At 66.2% G+C, this 20,180-nt stretch carries 19 protein-coding genes; 9 read left to right on the forward strand and 10 right to left on the reverse strand.

Going from position 1 to position 20,180, the window contains the following annotated elements:
* Nucleotides 1-45 precede the first annotated feature (45 nt).
* From lepB to rpsP, 6 genes are all read right to left on the reverse strand, one after another.
* The gene (gene lepB, locus IEY43_RS06510) at nt 46-693 is read right to left on the reverse strand and encodes a signal peptidase I (RefSeq protein WP_188947803.1); all 648 of its coding nucleotides are present in this window, start codon (nt 691-693) and stop codon (nt 46-48) included.
* Between the two features lie 13 nt (nt 694-706).
* Nucleotides 707-1,066 carry a 50S ribosomal protein L19 gene (gene rplS, locus IEY43_RS06515; RefSeq protein WP_188947804.1) on the reverse strand — a complete coding sequence of 120 codons (360 nt, stop codon included), beginning with the start codon at nt 1,064-1,066 and terminating at the stop codon, nt 707-709.
* Nucleotides 1,067-1,325: 259 nt separating this feature from the next.
* Entirely contained in the window at nt 1,326-2,150 is an 825-nt protein-coding gene (trmD, locus tag IEY43_RS06520; protein ID WP_188947805.1) for a tRNA (guanosine(37)-N1)-methyltransferase TrmD, read from the reverse strand.
* Nucleotides 2,150-2,692, reverse strand: coding sequence for a ribosome maturation factor RimM (gene rimM, locus IEY43_RS06525; RefSeq protein ID WP_188947806.1), 543 nt, complete (start codon nt 2,690-2,692; stop codon nt 2,150-2,152). The genes trmD and rimM overlap by 1 nt, the downstream gene beginning before the upstream one ends.
* A 142-nt stretch (nt 2,693-2,834) precedes the next feature.
* A complete protein-coding gene (locus tag IEY43_RS06530) occupies nt 2,835-3,077 on the reverse strand; it encodes an RNA-binding protein (protein WP_188947807.1) in 243 nt (80 codons plus the stop codon).
* A 2-nt stretch (nt 3,078-3,079) separates the two neighbouring features.
* Nucleotides 3,080-3,490: a 30S ribosomal protein S16 gene (gene rpsP, locus IEY43_RS06535; protein WP_188947808.1), complete on the reverse strand. Its 411-nt coding sequence runs from the start codon at nt 3,488-3,490 to the stop codon at nt 3,080-3,082.
* 260 nt (nt 3,491-3,750) lie between these two features.
* On the opposite strand from rpsP, the gene IEY43_RS06540 reads away from it, so the two are divergent.
* Nucleotides 3,751-4,380: a LysE family translocator gene (locus tag IEY43_RS06540; RefSeq protein ID WP_188947809.1), complete on the forward strand. Its 630-nt coding sequence runs from the start codon at nt 3,751-3,753 to the stop codon at nt 4,378-4,380.
* 107 nt (nt 4,381-4,487) lie between these two features.
* Here IEY43_RS06540 and IEY43_RS06545 read toward each other — a convergent pair whose 3' ends face one another.
* Nucleotides 4,488-6,305 carry a DUF222 domain-containing protein gene (locus IEY43_RS06545; protein ID WP_188947810.1) on the reverse strand — a complete coding sequence of 606 codons (1,818 nt, stop codon included), beginning with the start codon at nt 6,303-6,305 and terminating at the stop codon, nt 4,488-4,490.
* A gap of 314 nt (nt 6,306-6,619) precedes the next feature.
* Between IEY43_RS06545 and efeU the strand changes: the two genes are divergently transcribed.
* The 4 genes from efeU to IEY43_RS06565 all read left to right on the forward strand — a co-directional run bounded on the left by efeU (nt 6,620) and on the right by IEY43_RS06565 (nt 11,218).
* Nucleotides 6,620-7,486 (forward strand): iron uptake transporter permease EfeU, encoded by an 867-nt coding sequence (gene efeU, locus IEY43_RS06550; protein WP_188947811.1) that lies wholly within the window; start codon nt 6,620-6,622, stop codon nt 7,484-7,486.
* 46 nt (nt 7,487-7,532) lie between these two features.
* Nucleotides 7,533-8,684 (forward strand): iron uptake system protein EfeO, encoded by a 1,152-nt coding sequence (gene efeO, locus IEY43_RS06555; protein WP_188947812.1) that lies wholly within the window; start codon nt 7,533-7,535, stop codon nt 8,682-8,684.
* Between the two features lie 9 nt (nt 8,685-8,693).
* Entirely contained in the window at nt 8,694-9,950 is a 1,257-nt protein-coding gene (gene efeB / locus IEY43_RS06560; protein ID WP_188947813.1) for an iron uptake transporter deferrochelatase/peroxidase subunit, read from the forward strand.
* A gap of 83 nt (nt 9,951-10,033) precedes the next feature.
* Entirely contained in the window at nt 10,034-11,218 is a 1,185-nt protein-coding gene (locus tag IEY43_RS06565) for a thiolase family protein (RefSeq protein ID WP_188947814.1), read from the forward strand.
* A 3-nt stretch (nt 11,219-11,221) separates the two neighbouring features.
* On the opposite strand, the gene cls is transcribed toward IEY43_RS06565, so the two are convergent.
* Nucleotides 11,222-12,685, reverse strand: coding sequence for a cardiolipin synthase (gene cls / locus IEY43_RS06570; protein ID WP_188947951.1), 1,464 nt, complete (start codon nt 12,683-12,685; stop codon nt 11,222-11,224).
* Between the two features lie 278 nt (nt 12,686-12,963).
* Here cls and IEY43_RS06575 point away from each other — a divergent pair, with 278 nt between their 5' ends.
* Nucleotides 12,964-14,034 carry a thermonuclease family protein gene (locus IEY43_RS06575; protein ID WP_188947815.1) on the forward strand — a complete coding sequence of 357 codons (1,071 nt, stop codon included), beginning with the start codon at nt 12,964-12,966 and terminating at the stop codon, nt 14,032-14,034.
* A 234-nt stretch (nt 14,035-14,268) separates the two neighbouring features.
* Here IEY43_RS06575 and IEY43_RS06580 read toward each other — a convergent pair whose 3' ends face one another.
* Nucleotides 14,269-14,514, reverse strand: coding sequence for a hypothetical protein (locus IEY43_RS06580; RefSeq protein WP_188947816.1), 246 nt, complete (start codon nt 14,512-14,514; stop codon nt 14,269-14,271).
* Here IEY43_RS06580 and IEY43_RS06585 point away from each other — a divergent pair.
* Both IEY43_RS06585 and IEY43_RS06590 read left to right on the forward strand, forming a co-directional pair.
* Complete coding sequence (locus tag IEY43_RS06585) at nt 14,495-15,280, forward strand: hypothetical protein (protein ID WP_188947817.1); 786 nt, start codon at nt 14,495-14,497, stop codon at nt 15,278-15,280. The two genes, IEY43_RS06580 and IEY43_RS06585, sit on opposite strands and share 20 nt — an antisense overlap.
* A 169-nt stretch (nt 15,281-15,449) precedes the next feature.
* On the forward strand, nt 15,450-17,246 hold the full coding sequence (locus tag IEY43_RS06590) for a glycosyltransferase (RefSeq protein ID WP_188947818.1): 1,797 nt from the start codon (nt 15,450-15,452) through the stop codon (nt 17,244-17,246).
* A 104-nt stretch (nt 17,247-17,350) separates the two neighbouring features.
* Here the strand turns inward: IEY43_RS06590 and IEY43_RS06595 are convergent, their stop codons facing one another.
* On the reverse strand, nt 17,351-18,220 hold the full coding sequence (locus tag IEY43_RS06595) for a VOC family protein (RefSeq protein ID WP_188947819.1): 870 nt from the start codon (nt 18,218-18,220) through the stop codon (nt 17,351-17,353).
* Between the two features lie 229 nt (nt 18,221-18,449).
* On the opposite strand from IEY43_RS06595, the gene IEY43_RS06600 reads away from it, so the two are divergent.
* Nucleotides 18,450-20,159: an AMP-binding protein gene (locus IEY43_RS06600; protein WP_188947820.1), complete on the forward strand. Its 1,710-nt coding sequence runs from the start codon at nt 18,450-18,452 to the stop codon at nt 20,157-20,159.
* Nucleotides 20,160-20,180: the final 21 nt, after the last annotated feature.

Below are 20,180 nucleotides of genomic sequence, written 5' to 3' on the forward strand. Positions count from 1 at the left end.
TGGGATGATTCCGATTCTGACGCATCGGACTCACCGGGCGAATGGCTAACGGATTTCAGAGCGGTGTTCGGCCGGCCAAATGATATGGGTTGCTTGCCCGGTAACGCGATCCAGGCTGATCATGCCACCGCCGCTGGCGCCAAGCAATGACCGGGAATCCTGCGACACTGATCGGTGGTCTCCCATGACCCAGATCCGACCGGCAGGAACTTGAACGGAGAACTTCATCTCGCTGGGTGCATCGCCTGCGAAGAGGTAGGGCTCGTCGATGGGTTCGCCGTTAACCGTGATGCGGCCGTCGGCGGAGCAGCATTCAACCGTATCCCCGCCGACCCCGATAACGCGCTTGACGTAGGAATGCGAGTTGCCGGAAAGTTTGAAGGCACCCATGACGTCGTCGACCACGGAGGAACGGGCATACGGCAGGAAGGAACCGCGGCCGTCGAATACGATGACGTCTCCACGCTGGGGCTCGGCGTCATCGTAGGCGCGGCGGTCCACGGAGATGGCCTGGCCGGGATTCAGCGTGGACTGCATCGAATCAGAGCGGATGCTGAATACGTCGACGAAAAATGCGCGGATGATGATCACAGCGACCAATGCGCAAATGACGGCGAGAACAGCGAAGCGCCAGACCCAGTAAAAGGCCCGGCGCTTCGTGATTGCCGCTTCAGGGCGAGCAATCTGGTTCATGGAAGAACGCAGATTACTTCTTGCCGCCGAAGTCGCGCTTCTCGCGGATGCGAGCAGCCTTGCCGTGACGATCGCGCATGTAGTACAGCTTGGCACGACGTACGTCACCCTTGGACACAACCTCAATCTTGTCGATGATTGGGGAGTGAAGCGGGAAGGTACGCTCGATGCCGGTGCCGAAGGAAACCTTGCGAACGGTGAAGGTCTCGCCTACGCCGCGGCCCTGACGGCCTAGTACGTAGCCCTGGAAGACCTGAACACGGGAGTTCTTGCCTTCGATGATGTTGACGTGCACCTTGAGGGTGTCGCCAGGACCGAAAGCAGGAACGTCGGAACGCAGGCTGGCTGCATCCAAAGAGTCAAGAATATGCATTGTGCATCTCCTAGGATCAATGCCGCAGGTCACCGAATCCTCGTAGCGGGGCTCTTCGAGCGCCTGAATCGGCGTCGAACTCCCCGGAACGTTTACCACCGGCTGGCTTTAGCAACCGATGCGGCGGTTCTTGAAGCCCGGGATCCCCCTGCGGCAGGAGTCGGACAAAACACACCAAGAAACAATTTTGCCATATAAATGGCCTCCAGGTGAACACCTCGGCGGCGGAACCCGCCGTGATGTCGACCTCGTAAACCGCCTACTCGGATTCGGTCCCCGCGCCGGTGGCCCAGTCAAGCTGGGACTTGGGCAGGATTTCGCCATCCACGACGGCGAACCCGTTATGCCACAGGGCGTCTCGGTCGCGACGATTCAGGCTTTCCACATCGAGCTGGGGAATCAGATCCGGGCGGCGGGCTGCGGTGCGCTTGATCTGTTCGTCGCGGCGGTGGCGTGCCACGCGGTGGTGGTTGCCGCCAAGAAGCACCTCGGGCACCTCACGGCCGCGCCAGGAGGCCGGCTTGGTGTAGACGGGGTACTCCAGCAGCACGTCGGAATGGGACTCCTCAACGAGGGACTCCGGATTGCCGATCACGCCGGGGATCAGCCGTGCGATGGCCTCGACCATCACCATGACTGCGACTTCTCCCCCATTCAGGACATAGTCGCCGATCGACACCGGGATGACAGTGAAGTTTTCGTGCGCGTACTCGATGACGCGCTCGTCGATGCCCTCGTAACGGCCGCAGGCGAAAACCAGGTGGTCTTCTTCGGCCAGGTCGTAGGCCATCTTCTGGTTGAAGACCGTCCCTGCCGGCGAGGGCACGATCAGCACCGGCTTCTTCTCGGCCGGGGCCTGGGCACGTACGGCGTCCAGCGCCTGGCCCCACGGCTCGGGCATCATGACCATGCCGGCGCCGCCGCCGTACGGGGTGTCGTCCACCTTGCGGTGCTTGTCGGTGGCGAAGTCGCGCAGGTTGGTGACGTTCAGGTCTAGGATGCCGTCTTCCGCTGCCCGGCCGATGAGCGAGAGCTGCAGCGGGTTCAGGTATTCGGGGAAAATCGAGATGACGTCCAGGCGCATTACTTGGACTCCCCTTCGGGCTGCTCGGAGTCCTCGGAGTTCAGCTCCAGCAAGCCCGGCGGCGGGGTGATGGTCAGCGTGCCGGCCTCGGTGTCGATCTCCGGGACGAACTCGTCCACGAACGGCAGGTAGATTTCCTCGCCCTCGGCGTTTTCGAAGACCAGCAGATCCTGGGCCGGGTTGGTACGCAGCGCGGTGACCACGCCGACCTCGACGCCATGGTGCATGACCTTGAGGTCCTGCAGCTCATGCTCGTACCACTCGTCGGAGTCGTCTTCCGGTTCCTCGCCGACCTCGATCTCCAGACGGGCGCCGCGCAGCGTTTCGGCGGTATTGCGGTCCGAGATCTCCTGGAAGGTCAACAACAGGATCGTCTTGTTCCAGCGCGCGCTCTTGATGATCAGCGAATCAACCGGACCACCGGTGACATGCAGGACTTCGCCGGCGACGAAGCGCTCTTCGGGCGCGTCGGTGAGGACCTGGGCCGTGACTTCGCCACGGATGCCGTGGGGCTTGCCGATGCGGGCTACCTGCAATCGCATGTTCGCTGAACCTTTTCTTCGGTGGGTGGCTTCAGATGGTGAAGGAATAAATTTTGGGGTGAAACACTAAAGGAGTTCCCGCGTTGTAGAGCGGAAACTCCTTTAGTGGTGAAACACGGCCGGGGCCGGGCTTCTAAGTTGTTCAGCCTCGGCGTCGATCAGTGTCGATGACATCAACACGGATCGATTCCTTGGCCAACGCTGCCATCACGGTGCGCAGTGCCCGTGCGGTGCGACCCTGGCGACCGATCACACGACCGAGATCATCAGGGTTCACACGTACTTCGAGCAAGTCGCCGCGGCGGGTGGACTTCAGGGCAACCTGAACATCCTCCGGTTCCTCGACGACTCCGCGTACCAGGTGGTCTAGCGCGTCAACGAGCATGATTACTCAGCCTCGGTAGCTTCAGCCTCTGCCTCTTCGGCAGCTGGCTTTTCAGCCTTCTTGGTGATGGCTTCCTTGAGGATAACCGAGCCCTTTTCAGGAGCAACGAATGCTGGCTTAGGCTCGGCAACCTTGTAGGTGCCTTCCTGGCCATCGATGCCCTTGAACTTCTGCCAGTCACCGGTGACCTTCAGCAGTGCGTGTACCTGCTCGGTTGGCTGAGCGCCAACGGACAGCCAGTACTGTGCACGGTCCGAATCAATCTCGATGATCGAAGGGTTCTCGGTCGGGTGGTACTTACCGATCTCCTCGATGGCACGGCCATCGCGCTTGGAGCGCGAGTCCATGACGACAACGCGGTAGAAAGGTGCGCGCATCTTACCGAAGCGCTTCAGACGAATCTTTACGGCCACTTTAGTGGTCTCCTGTTTCTCAACATGGTCGAGCCAAGCGTTGTGCACCTGTGGGGCAGGCCTTACTAACCCGGCTCTAAAAGGACAGGATTCGAAACGGAGAGAGGGTCCATAACAAATCGAGTACCCTGCAATTATGCCAGAGACTCCGGACCCAAACCAATTCCTCCCACCCTCCGCGTGCCCGATCATCAGATGAGCTTGGTCACGCCCGAGTTGGAAGCGGAGTGGCCTCCCGGGAGGGAACTACGATTAATTCTATGACCGTCACCTCTGCTTTGCTTTCCTTCGCCGTGGTCGCCGCGCTGATGACCCTGGTTCCAGGGGTCGATACGGCGCTGATCCTGCGCTCGGCGGTGACGCGCAGCCGATTGGACGCACTGGTGGCGGCCCTCGGAATCTGCTCCGGCGTCTTCATATGGGGCATCATCGCAGCCGCTGGAGCGTCCGCGGTTCTGGCCGCTTCCCAGCTCGCCTACCAAATACTGACCTATGCCGGAGCGGCCTACCTGATATTCCTGGGCGGCCAGATGATCTACCGTTCCTTGCGGCGCCGGGAACTGGAGCCGACGAATGTTTCCGTGGCCAGCAGCAAATGGAAAGCCTACGCGACGGGCTTGGTGACCAATCTGTTGAATCCGAAGATCGGCGTCTTCTACATCGCGGTGATCCCCCAGTTCACCCCGGCCGATGCCAATGCGCTTCTCATGGGCATCGCGTTGTCTGCGGTGCATGTGGCAATGACCCTGGCATGGGCCGGAGTACTCATTCTGGGAGCCTCGCTGGCCGGACAATGGCTGAGCACGCCGAAGGCAGTGACGTGGATGGACCGGATCACCGGAACGGTACTGGTCGGATTCGGACTCAGGGTGGCGCTCTCCAAGCCTTAGGCTCAGCGCCGCAGGGATCAACTAACCGTTCTGGTTTCCTGTCGAGGATCCGGAAAAGGCATGCCGGGCCCAGTGAATTCTCCGGGTCCATGTCAAGCATGCGGGTTTTAGGCAGCGGTGTAGAGCCGGTTGCGTTGGGGTATCTGCAAGGGATCCACGTGCTTGGGGAACAAGATGTAGGCCAGTCCCCCGATTTTCACGAGCGTGAGCAAACCGGCATGGATCGCCAAATGGTGCCGCCGGCACAGGCACGAGGCGTTGCGGCAACTGGTTTTCCCGCCATGTTCCCACCAGTCGTCGTGGTGGCATTCGAGCATTTCCGGCGGCGCGGTGCAGCCGGGCACAATGCACCCACGGTCCCGGGCCAGCGCGGCCCGCTTGATGGCTTCGGTGAAGAATCTCTGGGTCCGCCCGACGTCCAGCGGCTGCCCGTCGGCCCCGAAGATCACCCGGTAGATTGCGCCCTCGCACATGAGCCTGCCGGTTTCGGCCGCGTCGAGCTTTACCCCGTGGTCCGTGGTCGAGGTGAGCCGGTCGGGGTGCCGCAGGTCGTCAAGGGCCTTCAACTGGATGTGGATTCCAATCCGGGGCGCGATGGTTTTGGCGCTTTGCCCCGGGGTGCCGGCTCCCAAGGCCGCGAGAAATGCGTTCAGCCGGCGCTGGGCGGGCGGGACGTCGGCGTCGCCGCCCAGATCGGGATCCTGGTCGCTGAATGTGGTTCGAGACTGTCCGGCGCCCTCGTCGTGCTCGGAGTCCATAAGCTCGAAATCTTGTTCAGCCGAGTCCAACAACGTTTCCTGCGATCCTTCGTCCTTGGCCTGCCACCCATCGAGGTCGACGATGTTCTCACTAACCTCGCCAGCGCTGCCGTCATCGGCGCCGGAATTGATCCCGGACCAGTCCGGTGCCGGTTCGTCGGAGCTGAACAGCGGGTCGGTCTGGATCTCCTCGTGTTCCGCCGCCTCGACGTCCGCGGTGCCGCGTTCGGCCTTCTGCGAGCCGGCGCGCCCTGCACTCCGGGCGGCCTTGCCGGCCTGGGTGCGCGGGTTGTCCGCTTGCCTCATCATGGAGCGAAGCTGCTCGGCCTGCTCCCCCGCGGCACGCAGGTCGTAGCAGTCCACCCCGGCGCGGGTGCCGCGGAAGAAGATGCCGGTGTCCGGGGCGTGGTTCTTGCCATGCTCGCGCCGGTAGTCGGAAAGCAAGGTGGATACCTGCTTCTCGCTGGTGGTGCGATTCGGCTCGATGAGGGCCGCGGCCACGTGGTCTTCCATGAGGGCGCCGTCGGCGTGCCGGGCGGTGGGCGGCAGCGGCGTGCCTTCGAAGCAGGTGTCGGCCGGTTCGAACTTGTCCAGTGCCCGGGCGGCCTGGGCGATCCGGCGAGGGTCCACCGTTCCCGGGTTCTCGTACATTTGGGCAAGCCGGGCCAAACGCGGGGCAAGCGTGCCGCCGTCCATGGCGCGGCGGGCGATGAGCAGGTGCGCATCGTTCAGCCGGGAGGCGGCGCCATAGTAGTTCAGGCCGAGCCATGCGGCGGCGAAGTCGGCGGTAGTGCCGTAGTGCGCGCGGCCGGAATGCAGGCGCGGTGCGGCGCCGAGGTGCAACCGCCCGTAGGCGTTCTGATCCTGGGCGCGGCGCAGGGCGGCCAGTTCGTCGTCATCCAGCAGGTGGGCCCCGGTGGATTCGAGGTGGATTTGGCTGCGCAGCTGCTCGCGCTGGGTGTAGTGGAACAGCTTTTCGACCAGTTGGGCGTGGGCGGCGGCGACCCGCGGGTCCTCGATCCGGCGCAGGGCTTCGGAGAGCTTCACCAGCAGCGCGCAGCAGGAGGCCATGACGTCGAGCAGCGCGGCGGCCGCGCCGCGCGGGATGCTCCCGGTGATGACTTCGCGCAGCACCTGAAGTGCCGCGGCTAGCTGGTGAATACTCATGAAACCAGACTGGTCCGGCAGGACCAGGAGCTGCAGGAAGCGGACGCGAACTGTGGAGAAGAAGGCGGAAATATTTATCCACCCCCGGCAAGGCGCCCGCGAGGGCCGGTGCGGGGCGTCGGCGTAAAGGATTGCAGAGTGTGACGCGAAAAAAGTTGCCCAGGGCAACGGTTAGGCGCTTGATTCAAAAAAAATGTTAGCGAATGCCCACGGATTGATATTTGCCCGGACAAGCTTAGGCTAACCTGAACAAGGCATTTGGCCACCCGGGCGACGCAGCGGCGCGCGCGGGCGTATGACGGATGGAAACCACCATGATCGGAAACTACCTGATCGGACTGCGCGAGGGACTGGAAGCGGTCCTGATCGTCGTCCTGCTGATCGCGTACCTGACCAAAACGAACCGCAGGCACCTGCTGCCGCGCATCTACGCCGGCGTGGGCGTCGCGGTCGCGGTCTCGCTGGGTTTCGGCGCGCTGCTGACCTTCGGCCCGAAGGGGCTGACCTTCCAGGCGCAGGAGATCATCGGCGGCACGCTGTCCATCCTGGCCGCCGGCCTGGTGACCTGGATGATCTTCTGGATGGCCAAGACCTCCAAGACGCTGAACAAGAACCTGCAGCACCAGGTGGACCAGGCCGCCGACGGCTCGGCCTGGGGGCTGGTGGTCGTCGGGGCGCTGTCGGTGGGCCGCGAGGGCCTGGAGACGGCGCTGTTCATCTGGGCCGCCGCGCGCACCAGCGAGGACACCTGGGAGCCGCTGCTCGGCGCGGGCCTGGGCATCGCCACCGCCATCCTGCTCGGCGTGCTGCTGCACCGCGGCATCGTGAAGATCCAGCTGTCCAAGTTCTTCGCCTACACCGGGGTGCTGCTGGTCATCGTGGCCGCCGGCGTGCTGGCCTACGGCGTGCACGACCTGCAGGAAGCGGGTGTGCTGCCGGGCATCAACACGCTGGCCTTCGACCTCAGCGCGCAGCTGCCGCCCTCGGGCGTGGCCGCCACCTTGCTGCAGGGCATCTTCAACTTCACCCCCGCGATGACCGTGCTGCAGGTGGCCGCCTGGGCCGCCTATATCGTGCCGGTGATGTTCTTCTACCTGCGCGCCCTGCGCACCGGGAAGCAGGGCGCCAAACCAGCGCCCACGCCGGCGCAGCCCCGGACGCAAGCGCCGGACAATGCCTGAGCACCGCCCCGCACCAACCATTCGCACTACCGAGGATCCACCACCCATGACCAAGTTCCTGGCACCCGCCGCCCTGCTCGCGCTCGGCGCCCTGGCCCTGACCGGCTGCACCGACAACAACGCCGCCGCCAGCGCGGACGGCTCGATCGCCGTCACCGCGAGCGACGACGCCTGCACCCTGGCCAGCGCCACCGCCGCCGGCGGCACCCTGAGGTTCACCGTGAAGAACGAGGGCACCAAGGTCAACGAGTTCTACCTGCTGGCCGAGGACGGCCTGCGCATCGTGGGCGAGGTGGAGAACATCGGCCCGGGCGTGAGCCGCGACCTGGTGGTCATGGCCCCCGAGGGCAGCTACTTCGCCGCCTGCAAGCCGGGCATGGTGGGCGACGGCATCCGCTCGCCCTTCACCGTGACCGCCGCGGCCGCCGGCCAGGAGGTCTCCGCGGACCGCGCCGCGCTGCAGAAGACCGCCGTGGACCAGTACGCCGCCTACGTGAAGGACCAGTCGCAGCAGCTGCTGGCCGGCACCGAGGACTTCGCGGCGGCCTTCGCGGCCGGCGAGGAGGCCACGGCGAAGGAGCTCTACCCGCAGGTGCGCATGCACTGGGAGCGCATCGAGCCGGTGGCCGAGTCCTTCGGCGACCTGGACCCGATCCTCGACGCCCGCGAGGCGGACCTGGAAGAGGGCCAGGAGTTCACCGGCTGGCACCGCGCGGAAAAGGACCTGTGGGCGCCGAAGGGCTACACCAAGATGACGCAGGCGCAGCGCCAGCAGATCGCGGATGGGCTCGTGGAGAACACCGCCGAGCTGGCCACCCGCGCCCAGGCGCTGGAATTCACCCCGGACAAGCTGGCCAACGGCGCCAAGGAGCTGCTGGACGAGGTCGCCACCGGCAAGGTCACCGGCGAGGAGGAGGCCTTCTCGCACACCGACCTGTGGGACTTCCAGGCCAACCTGGAGGGCGCGAAGATCGCCTACGAGGACCTGGCCCCGCTGCTGAAGGGCACCGAGGACGCGCTGGATGCCGAATTGGCACAGAACTTCGCGACGCTGCAGGAACAGCTGGACGCCTACCGCGTGGGCGAGGGCTTCAAGTACTACGATCAGCTGTCCACCGCGCAGGTGCAGGAGCTGGCCGCCGGGGTCGACGCCCTGTCCGAGCCGCTCTCCCGCCTGACCGCCGCGGTGGTCAAGTAGGGGCACGGCATGAGCGAGACGAAGAACCCCGGCATCTCCCGGCGGCTGCTGCTCACCGGGGCCGGCGCCGGCGGCGCGGGCCTTGCAGTGGGCGCGCTGGCCGCCGCGGCCTTCGGCGGGCAGCTGCCCCAGAAGCCTGCCGCGGACACCGTGGACTTCTACGGCGAGCACCAGGCCGGCATCACCACCGAGGCCCAGGACCGCATGCACATCGTCGGCTTCGACGTGACCACCAAGGACCGCGGCCGGCTCATCGAGCTGCTCAGGGACTGGACCGCCGCGATCGAGCAGATGGCCGCCGGCCGCCCGGTGGGCGGCGGCGGCTCCTACGACGCCCCGCCGGAAGACACCGGGGAGGCCGAGGGGCTGAGCCCGGCGCACCTCACGGTGACCGTGGGCTTCGGCCGCTCGCTGTTCCTCGACGAGCACGGCAAGCCGCGCTTCGGACTGGAGGGCAAGCTGCCCGAGGCGCTGATCGAGCTGCCGCACTTCTCCGGGGACATGGTGGAGGAAGCCCGCAGCGGCGGGGACATCGTGGTGCAGGCCTGCGCCAACGACCCGCAGGTGGCGGTGCACGCGATCCGCAACCTCTCGCGCCTGGGCTTCGGCACGGTGCGCGTGCGCTTCAGCCAGATCGGCTTCGGCCGCACCGCCAAGACCACCAGCGCGCAGCAGACCCCGCGCAACCTGTTCGGCTTCAAGGACGGCACCGCCAACATCCTGGCCGAGGACGCCGACGCGCTCGCCGAGCACGTCTGGGTGGGCGCCGGCAGCGACCAGCCGTGGATGGAAGGGGGCACCTACCTGGTGGCCCGGCGCATCCGCATGCAGATCGAGACCTGGGACCGCTCCTCGCTGCGCGAGCAGGAAAACGTGGTGGGCCGCATCAAGTCCACCGGCGCCCCGCTGTCCGGCGGCGAGGAGTTCTCCGAGCCGGACTTCGCGATGGCAGGTTCGGCCGGGCCGCTGGTCCCGGTGGATTCGCACGTGGCGGTGCTGCACCCCAGCGCGCACGGCGGGGCGCGGATGCTGCGCCGCGGCTTCAACTACACCGACGGCTCGGACGGGCTGGGCAGGCTGGACGCGGGGCTGTTCTTCATCGCGTTCGTCGTCGATGCGCGCACGCACTTCGTGCCGCTGCAGCAGGCGATGAGCGCGAACGACGCGATGAACGAGTACCTGCGCCACACCTCCTCCGGGCTCTACGCGATCCCGCCGGGCATCCAGCCCGGGCAGTACCTGGGCCAGCAGCTCTTCGAGGGCTGAGTCCCTGCCAGCGCCTGCCATGGCGGATCTTGCGGTGCCGCGCCTAGACTGGGCCAACCATCGGTTCGGCGGCGGAGGACCCCATGAGCACGGTATTGCAGCAGCACAAGATCACCATCCTGGCCGGGGCGCGCACCGCGGTGGGCCGCTTCAACGGCATGTACAAGGACCTGGAGGCGGCGCAGCTGGGCGCCGCCGCGGTCCAAGGCGCGCTGGCCCGCAGCGGGCTGGAGCCCGAGGCGGTGGACGAGGTCGTGATGGGCTGCATCGGCCAGGTCGGCGCGGAATCCTACAACGCCCGGCGGGTGGCGCTGGGCGCCGGCCTGCCAGCCAGCACCACGGCGTTCAACGTGAACCGCTTGTGCGGCAGCGGGCTGCAGGCGGTGTTCAGCGCCGCGCAGTCGCTGGCGGTGGGCGCTTCCCGGGTGGCGGTGGCCGGCGGCAACGAGTCGATGACCGGCATGCCGTATCTGGACTACTCGGCCGGGCAGGCCCGCTCGCTGGCGCCGCGCACGCTGCGCCACGGCACCCGGGCGATGCTCACCGATCCGTTCAGCAACCGGCACATGGGCACCACCGCGGACGCGGTGGCCAGGAAGTACGACGTGGGCCGGGCGGCGCAGGACGAATTCGCGCTGCGCTCGCAGCAGCTGGCCGGCAGCCAGCTCGCCCGCCAGGCCTTCGCGCAGGAGATCATCGAGGCGCCGCTGGCCGGCGGCGAGGGCCAGGATCGCGACGAGCACCCGCGGCAGGGGGTGAGCCTGGAAACCCTGGCGGCGCTCAAGCCCGCCTTCTCCCCCGATGGCACGGCCACCGCGGGCAACTCCTCGGGCGTGAACGACGGGGCGGCGGCGCTGGTGCTGGCCCAGGGCGAGTACGTGCGGGCGCACGGGCTGCCGGCGCTGGCCACGGTGGAGCACGTGGTGGTCACCGCCATGGATCCCGCCTACATGGGCTACGCCCCGACCTTCGCGCTGCGCAAGCTGTTCGCCGAGACCAAGCTGGGCCCGAAGGACATCGACGTGTTCGAGCTGAACGAGGCGTTCGCCGCGCAGGCGCTGGCGGTGATCCGCGACGCGCAGCTGGAGCCCTACAAGGTCAACCCCTACGGCGGGGCCATCGCGCTGGGCCACCCGGTGGGAGCCACCGGCGCGATCCTCACCCTGCGCGCGGCGCTGGACCTGCAGCGCCGGGACCTGGAGTACGCGGTGGTGACGCTGTGCATCGGCGGCGGGCAGGGCATCGCGGCGCTGCTGAAGCGGGCCTGAGCGCTACTGCAGGGCGGAGGTGAGCCGGGCCAGCGAGTCCAGGATCTTCTCGCGCCACGGCCGGCGCTTCCAGCGCTGCAGGTCCATGGGCAGGCTGAGCTCCCGGTAGCCGTCCTCGACCTTGCGCATCTCGGCGACGAAATCCGCCCCGCGCACCAGCAGCGAGACCTCCATGTTCAGGCTGAAGGAGCGCATGTCCATGTTGCTGGAGCCGATGACTGCGACCTGGTCGTCGATGGAGAAGTGCTTGGAGTGCAGCACGGTGGGCGCGGGGTACTGGTAGATCTTCACCCCGGCGGCCAGCAGGTCGGTGTAGTAGGAGCGCTGCGCGTGGTAGACCATCGCCTGGTCGGCGACCTCGGAGACGAACAGCTCCACGTCAAGCCCGCGGGATGCGGCGGTGATGATGGCCTGCAAGGTGGCCTCGTCCGGGACGAAGTAGGGGCTGGTGATGCTCACCCGGTGCCGCGCGTTGTGGATCAGCGAGACGAAGAGCTTGAGGTTGTTGTCGTTCTCGAAGCTCGGCCCGCTGGGGATCACCTGGGCGTCCAGCCCGTGCACGGTGCGCGACTGGTGGGTGCTGGGGGTCTCGTGGTGGATGCTGGCCTCGCGCACCCGGTACTTCTCCCCTTCGAGCAGCTCGTCGGTTTCGCTGTACCAGTCGGTGATGAACACCGCGTCCAGCTCGGAGACGATGGGGCCTTCCAGCCGCACCATCAGCTCCTTCCAGTGCAGGCCGCGGCGCAGGTTCTTGGGCTTGAGGTAGCTGGAGTCGATCAGGTTCTGCGAGCCGGTGAAGCCCACCTCACCGTCAACGATCAGCAGCTTGCGGTGGTTGCGCAGATCCGGGCGCTGCCATTGGCCCTTGTGGGGCTTGAGCGGCAGCATGTGGTGCCATTCGATGCCCAGCCGGTCCAGCTCCTCCATGGTCTCCTGGCGCCGCGGCAGGGTCAGGGTGGCGACGTGGTCGAAGAGCACGCGCACCGCGACCCCGCGCCCGGCGGCCCGGCCCAGGGCGGCGACCAGCTCGCCGGTGGCCTGGTCGCTGACCAGGATGTAGAACTCCACGTGGACGAAGGTCCGCGCCTTCTCGACGGCGCGGACCATGGAGGCGATGGACTGCGCGTAGCCGCCGATCAGCGTGGCGGAGGTTCCCGAGACCATGCCCAGCGCGCCGAGCTTCTCGTTCATCGCCACGGTGGGCACCAGCCAGTCCGGGGAATCGAACTGCGCCCGGTGCCCGCTCAGCCCGGAGGCGGCGTGCATCAGCTCGTTGACCTGCTGCTGCTTCTCCCTGCGGTGACGCGGCAGCCGGCCGAAGCCGATCAGGAAGAAGGCGATGGCGCCCAGGTACGGAATGAAGATGATCGTCATGATCCAGGCGATGGCCGTGGCCGGCTTGCGGCGCGAGGAGATGACGATGGCGGCGGTCAGGCCGATGGCCAGGTGCAGGATCAGGAAAACCATGCCAACGACGTCAGCTGTAGTCAAAGCGCTGCCTCTCAGTTCCACGATGCGCAGCCGGGCGGGCTGCGGCGGCCGAAAGCGGCCCTGTAGGAAATCCTATGTTCCTGGGCGCGGTTTTCCGCAGCTCACGCGCTGCCGGAGGGTGTCCAACCTCTCAGCCGGTCCCCTGACTTATCAGGACCCCCTGGGCGTCCGATAGATATATTGAAGGTGCAAGTAACTTGCCGCGGCGTTCCCCGCCGCGCCTCATCACCCGCACCCCAAGGACAACAAGCATCATGAGCAAGAAAGCTGGATGGATTTCAGCGGGCGTCGTCGCCTCGCTGGTCGCCGGCGGCGCCGTCTACGCCACCACCTCGAATTCGGACTCCCACGGCACGGTCATCCGCGTGGTCGACGGCGACACCGTGGATCTTCAGATCGCCGGCGAAGAAACGCGTGTACGGCTGCTGAATATCGACACCCCCGAAACCGTGGATCCCGACAAGGCCGTCGAATGCATGGGCCCGGAAGCCACGGACTACCTGAGCTCGCTGCTGGGGCCCGGGGAGAAGGTGGACCTGGAATACGACGTCGAACGCGAGGACCGCTACGGGCGGACCCTGGCCGGGGTCTTCAAGGACGACCTGTTCGTCAACAGCGCCATCGCCGCGGCCGGACTGGGCGTCGCCGTGAAATACGCGCCGAACGTGAAGTTCTACGACGAGGTGCTGGCCGCCGAGCAGCAGGCGGCCGACACCGGCGAGGGACTGTTCAGCCCGGCCGTCGACTGCACCATCCCGGCGCAGCTGGACGAGGCCGGCACCGCGCTCTCCGAGGTTTCGGCACTGCCGGCCGACAGCATCGAGGAAGCGGAATCGCTCATGGGCGAGGCAGCGGCCGCCGTGGGCGTGGGCCTGGCGGTGAAGAGCGCCCTGGGCAAGGCCAAGGCAGCCACGCATCCGGTGACCTATGCGCTGCTGAACGGCCGCTACGCCAGCGACGTTTCCCGCCTTTCCACGCGGATCGATGACACCCGGCGGCTGGAGGCCGTCCACAAGGAACAGCGCGCCGAACTGGTGGAGAAGGAAAAGCAGCGCAAGGAAGCGGAGCGCAAGAAGAAGGAAGCAGAAGCCAAGGCGAAGAAGGCGGCCGAGGCAGAAAAGAAGGCCGAAGCCGCCGCCCAGCGGGCCGCCGAGCAACGGGCCGCGGCGAAGGCCGCGCAGAAGGCGCAGCAGAAGCGCTATTCCGCGCCGAAGTCGACGCCGCGGACGCAGCCCAAGAAGTCGGCGCCGAAGACGAATTCCTACTCGAACTACACCGGCCCGCGGTGCTACGCACCCGGCGGCAAGACCTGGAAGCCCTGCTGATACCAGGCGGCCGGTAGACCAGCGGCTTGCCTGCCGCTGATTGTCCCGTGTGATGCCCGGTGCCCGGTACCCGGATCCTCGTGATCCGGGCGCCGGGCATTGCTTATCTTCAACCCAAATTACTGTCCCGCCGGTGTCATATTTATCCACCGACCAGAGACAAAACCACGGGCACCCCTAGGATCAGTATCGTCGGAGCACTGCGCCGCAGTGGACCGGCCTGACATCCAGACTTCAGCATCCCCGGGGAGAAACCATCATTTCCATCACCCGCCGGTTCACGGCAGCCTCGGCCGCCACGGTCCTTGCGCTTGCACTCAGCTCTTGCTCTGCTTCTCCCTCGCAGCCCTCGCCCGAACCCTCGGGCACGGCTACGGCTACTGCTTCGCCTACGGCTGCTGCTACATCCACGCCAACCAGTTCAGCATCGGCGAGCGCCACGGCGCAGGCCGCGGAGACAGTGAAGCGCACGGTGGGCAAGGGGCATTTCGAACTTGAATTGCCGGCGGACTGGAGCCTGAAGGAAACCGGCGACTACGCCGAGGGCCAGATCTACGAGGACATCAAGTCCAGCTACAGCATCCGCAATGCCAAGGGCGCCCAAATGGCGGTGCTGGGAACCGGCATCGAATTCTACTGGCATGGCGAGCCGCCCATGACCCAGGTGCACAACGAGATCGTCGACTTCAGCGACAAGGCGATTAATGGCCAGTCCTATGTTTTCGCCACGTCCGAGGACAGCACCGGAACGTCCATCAGCCTGAGCATGGCCAGCAAGGAGCAGCTCGCCGAGGCTGATGCCTTGCCTTGGGTCTTCAACCCCACGCAGTCCAGCGCGGCGACGTTCTACCGGGTCATTGAGGACGACGAGCAGCTCGCGGGAGTGGATCCGAGCCTGACGGAGATTGCCCGGGCCAAAGCCTATGCAAAAACCCCGGAGTACCGGCAGCTGAAATCCGTCATGCTCTCGATGAGGGAAATCAAGAAGTTCACCGCCCCGCCGCTGGGCGAAGCGAGCACCGCGCCGGCCTCCTGCGTTGGTGCGAAGTACTCCTATGATCTGGGAAATTCCCAGCTCAGCTGCGACGAAGCCAAGGCCTTCCTTCAGCGGCTGCTGCAGGAGCGTCCAAGCACCGGGGGCGTGGAGATCATGGGCGTGGGCGCCTGCATGCTGGCTTGGGAAGATGCCCCTGGCTTCTGCCTTGTCGAGTCAACCGGCGGGCGTTTCGACTTCAGCGTGCGATAGGCTTCGGGCCGCCGCTCCCGGACCGCACCGAAAACACGAGGCAACCGGGTGCCTCGCAGCGTCGTGCCTGCGCCAATCCATGGCGAGTTTCACGTAGCGTAGGCAACAACTTGACGCGGCCCGCTGGGTGAGAAGCCCAGCGCCTTGAATCATCGTAAGGATTGCATCTGTGGATATTCAGACGGAGCCCCTCGACGCCTATATGGTCACCTGGCAGGTGGAGCTGGAATTCGGCGGCATGACCACTGTCTGCCTCCAGCGCGCCGCGGCATTTGCCGAACGCTACGGGCACGCGTCCGTGGTGACCTTCAACGCGGACCCCGCATACGAGGTGGTGCTCCAGAGCCTGCGCGAGCGCGGCAAGCTCTCGGAGAAGGTCCGGCATGTGAACTTCTACGAGCATCTGGCGGCGCATCCGCTGAAGCCGCAGGCCAAGCTGGCGGCGGCGAAATTCGTTCCGGAGCATACCGACTTCAGGGCCGCGCTCAGCAACACCTACCTCGACTCGGACACTGCCACATTCAGCGAGCAAAGCTACGCCGGCCCGGAGAAAGAGGTCGAGCGCAAGTCCTACTTCCGCCGCAACGGAACGGTATACCTGACCGATACCAAGTTCCCTTCCGGCGGAACGGAACGCCGCCTGCTTGAAGTTGTCAACGAATCCGGCGCGGTGACCGCGCGCTTCGCCAGCGCCGCCGCGTTGTACCGGTACTGGCTCTCCGAGCTGGTGGACCACGAGCATTCGCTGGTGGTCGTCGACAGCAAGTTCTCCGCCAAGTTCCTCAGCGCCTGGAACACGGTCCACGTACCCAAGCTGTTCGCCTTCCACAGCACGCATGTCAAGGCAGGGCAGAACCTGCTGACCGGTGCGCTCGCCGATGGGCATGCACCGATGATCGAGCAACGCGCGAAGTGGGACGGCTTCGTTTTCCTGACCGAGGCGCAGCGCAGCGCCTACGTGGCGCGTTTCGGGGATGCGGAACGCACTTTTGTCGTGCCCAACCCGGTGCGCAGCGGGCACATCGATCCCCCGCTGCCGCAGCGCAACCCCGCCCACCTGATTGCCGCAGGATCCCTGACCGTCAACAAGAACGTGGCGGCCTCGATCAAGGTGGTTGCCGAGCTGAAGAAGCGCGGGCTGGAGGCCACGCTGAACGTGGTTGGCCAGGGCTCGCAGCTCAATGTGCTGGAGCAGCTGGCCAGCGACCTGGAAATCCGGGACAACATCGTCTTCCACGGGTATTCGGACCAGCTCCCCCGGCATTTCGCTGCCTCGGCCATCCACCTGCTGACCTCGACCAACGAGGGGCAGGCGCTGGTGCTGATCGAGTCGCAGCAGCAGGGCTGCGTGCCGGTGTCGTACGACATCAACTTCGGCCCGGCCGATTCCATCACCGACGGGCACAACGGCTTCCTCCTCCCCCACGGGGACATCACCGCGATGGCGGACAAGGCCGAGGCGTTGATCCGCGACCAGGAGCTGGCGGCGCGCATGTCGGCCAACGCGAGGAAATTCGCCGAGGACTGGGCCAGCCGGGACATCGTAGCCCTGTGGATCGAGACCAGGGACGAGGCAGCCAGGCTCAAGAAGTCCGGCTCCCCCGAGCAGCTCGCGGCATTCACCGCGGATCTGCAGGGCATGGATTTCCTTGACGGGTCGGTGAAGATCCGCTTCGCCCACGGCGTGCCGGCACCGGTGACGGGCCAGTTCGAGCTGGTGCTCATCGGGCGCGATTCCAAGGAGGTCCTCGCCAGCATCCCCGCCAGCGAGGTGGCCGCGGAGAACGCGGCGTTCACCGTCAGCACCGAGATCCTGGCCCAGCCCGGCGTCGCGGATGCCATTGGCGACGCGAGCGTGAAGTTCAGCAACGGCTCAAGCTCGGAAACGAAGCGGCTGCGGCTCGCGGACCCGGTGCTCGTGCCGTACCTGACGGCCTACAACAACCTGTCGATCAAACGCGTCTGATCCGGACCAGTTCCGGACGCCCGCAGTTTGGCGCGCCAATGGGTAGCGATCCGCAAGGATCGCTACCCATTCGTTGTGCGTGCTCGAAGGCTTCGGGCTGGCTCCTAGCGCACGGCGACGCGCAGCTGGTTGTTCCACGGATCCTTGAACTGCAGCTCGGAGCCGGTGTGGTGGTTCTGCACGCCCGCGAAGTCCAGGCGTTCGGCGATCTTGCCGATCTCGTCCTGGGTCGGGACGTTGATCAGCACCTCGCCCAGGCCCAGGGTGTCCTTGCGGGGTCCTGCGCCGCGGGAATTCCAGACGTTCATGGCCATGTGGTGGTGGTAGCCGCCGGCGGAGACGAACAGCGCCTGGTTGCCCAGGGCGGCGGTCTGGTCGAAGCCCAGGGTCTGGACGTAGAACTGGTGGGCGGTGGCGACGTCGCCGACCTGCAGGTGGACGTGGCCGACATCCGCGCCGGCCTGCTTCTGCCCGGTGACCGCTTCCTCGGTCAGGTGGGTGTTCAGGAAGTTGTTCGGATCCAGGTAGATGGTGTCCATGGAGACCTGGTCTCCGGTCCAGGTCCAGGTCTCGCGCGGGCGGTCGAAGTAGAGCTCGATGCCGTTGCCTTCCGGATCGGTGAAGTAGAAGGCTTCGGAGACCAGGTGGTCCGAGCTGCCCACGAAGCTGCTCTGGTTGTACTGCGCGGCGGACAGCACGGTGGCGGCCAAATCAGCCTGGGTCTTGAACAGCAGGGCGGTGTGAAACAGGCCTGCTTCGCCGCGGGCCGGCAGTTGCAGACCGGGGGCCGGTGTGAGTTGGACCAGGGTTTCGGCGCCGCGTCCGAGGCTGGTGCCGGCGGCGCTTTCCTTGAGCACTTCCAGGCCCAGGGCCTGCTGGTAGTAGGTGCTCATGGTGTCCAGGTCGCCGACCTTGAGCTGCACGGCATTCATCGACAGCTGCTCGGGGAGCTTGTCTTCCTTCAGGGGTGCCATGGTCGGCGTCCTTTCTGCGGGTGGGTCATCTTCCTTGATTTCAGACTACGCCTCTTTAGTTGAAGCTTCAAGCTTTATCGTGAAATGTGGCCCACGTCCCTGAATTCCACCCCGGTCGCAACACTCCGAGCCAGGCAGGCTCTTCCCCTTTGGTAGGACGTCAAAGTATATTGGCCAGTGACCGCCGTCACTCTCAGGGGGCGGGGAATCTGCGAGCTGGAGGATACACATGAGCGTGACCGAGGAATTCCGCACGGTACGGGATCAGCTGATCGCGTGGCGCGAAGACTACCAGCTCGCCTGCGAGCAGTTCTCCTGGCCGCGCTTCACCCACTTCAACTTCGGCTTCGACTGGTTCGACCAGGTCGCCGCCGACCCGCAGCGCGCGGACGCCCCGGCGCTGGTGATCACCGAGATGGACGGCTCCTCCACCCGGCGCACCTGGCGCGAGCTGTCTGAGCGCTCCACCCAGCTGGCCCGCTGGCTCAGCGATGCCGGGGTGCGCCGTTCTGATTCCATCGCGGTGATGCTGGGCAACCAGGTGGAACTGTGGGAAACCATGCTGGCGGGCATCAAGCTCGGCGCCATCCTGGTCCCCTGCACCACCCAGCTGACCCCGGCCGACCTGGACGACCGCATCCAGCGCGGCCACGTCTCCTGGGTCATCACCAACGAGGCCGAGACCCCCAAGTTCGCCTCGCTGGACGGGGACTTCACGCTGGTGCAGATCGGCGGGACCCCGGCCGCGGGATCGCTATCCTACGCGGATTCCTTCACCGTGCCGGTGGAGTTCGCCCTGGATACCCCGACCCGCGCCGAGGAGCCGCTGCTGCGCTACTTCACCTCCGGCACCACCTCCCGGGCCAAGCTGGTGGAGCACACCCACGTCTCCTACCCGGTGGGGCACCTGAGCACGATGTTCTGGATCGGCCTGGAGCCCGGGGACGTGCACCTGAACGTCGCCTCCCCCGGCTGGGCCAAACACGCCTGGTCCAACCTGTTCACCCCGTGGATCGCGGAGGCGACAGTCTTCGTCTACAACTACGAGCGCTTCGACGCGACGGCGCTGATGGAGCAGATGGCCCGCGAGAAGGTCACCAGCTTCTGCGCCCCGCCTACCGTGTGGCGGCTGCTGATCCAGGCGGACCTGACCCAGCTGGAGACTCCCCCGGCCAAGCTGGTCTCGGCCGGGGAGCCGCTGAACGCCGAGGTCATCGACCAGGTGCAGCGCGCCTGGGGCCAGGTGATCCGCGACGGCTTCGGGCAGACCGAAACCACCGTGCAGATCGCCAACCCGCCCGGAGAGCGCATCGTCATCGGTGCCATGGGACGGCCGATGCCCGGCTACCAGGTGGTGCTGCGCGACCCGCTGACCGGGCAGGAATCGGACACCGGGGAGATCTGCCTGGTCACCGATCCGCGGCCGCTGGGGCTGATGAACGGCTACTTCGAGGACGCGGAGAAAACCGCGCAGGCCTTCCGCGACGGGGTCTACCACACCGGGGACATCGCCGAACGGGACGAGCACGGGGTGCTCACCTATGTGGGGCGGGCCGATGACGTGTTCAAGTCCAGCGACTACAAGCTCAGCCCCTTCGAGCTCGAATCGGTGCTCATCGAGCATCCGGGGGTCGGCGAGGCGGCGGTGGTTCCCGCGCCGGACGACCTGAGGCTGTCCGTGCCCAAGGCCTATGTGGTGCCGGCCGCCGGCTACACCGCCGGAGCCGAGCTGGCCGAGAGCATCCTGGCCTACTGCCGCGAGCACCTGGCCGCCTACAAGCGGATCCGGCGCCTTGAATTCGCGGAACTGCCCAAAACCATCTCGGGCAAGATCCGCCGGGTCGAGCTGCGACGGGCCGAGGAGGAACGCCACCGCACCGGGGACGCCCCGGGCAGGGAATACCGGGACACCGATTTCCCGGGATTGTCCTCCAGCTAGCCCGCAGCGCCGGAGCGGCGC

The organism is Glutamicibacter protophormiae, assembly GCF_014647495.1.
Taxonomy (GTDB): domain Bacteria; phylum Actinomycetota; class Actinomycetes; order Actinomycetales; family Micrococcaceae; genus Glutamicibacter; species Glutamicibacter protophormiae.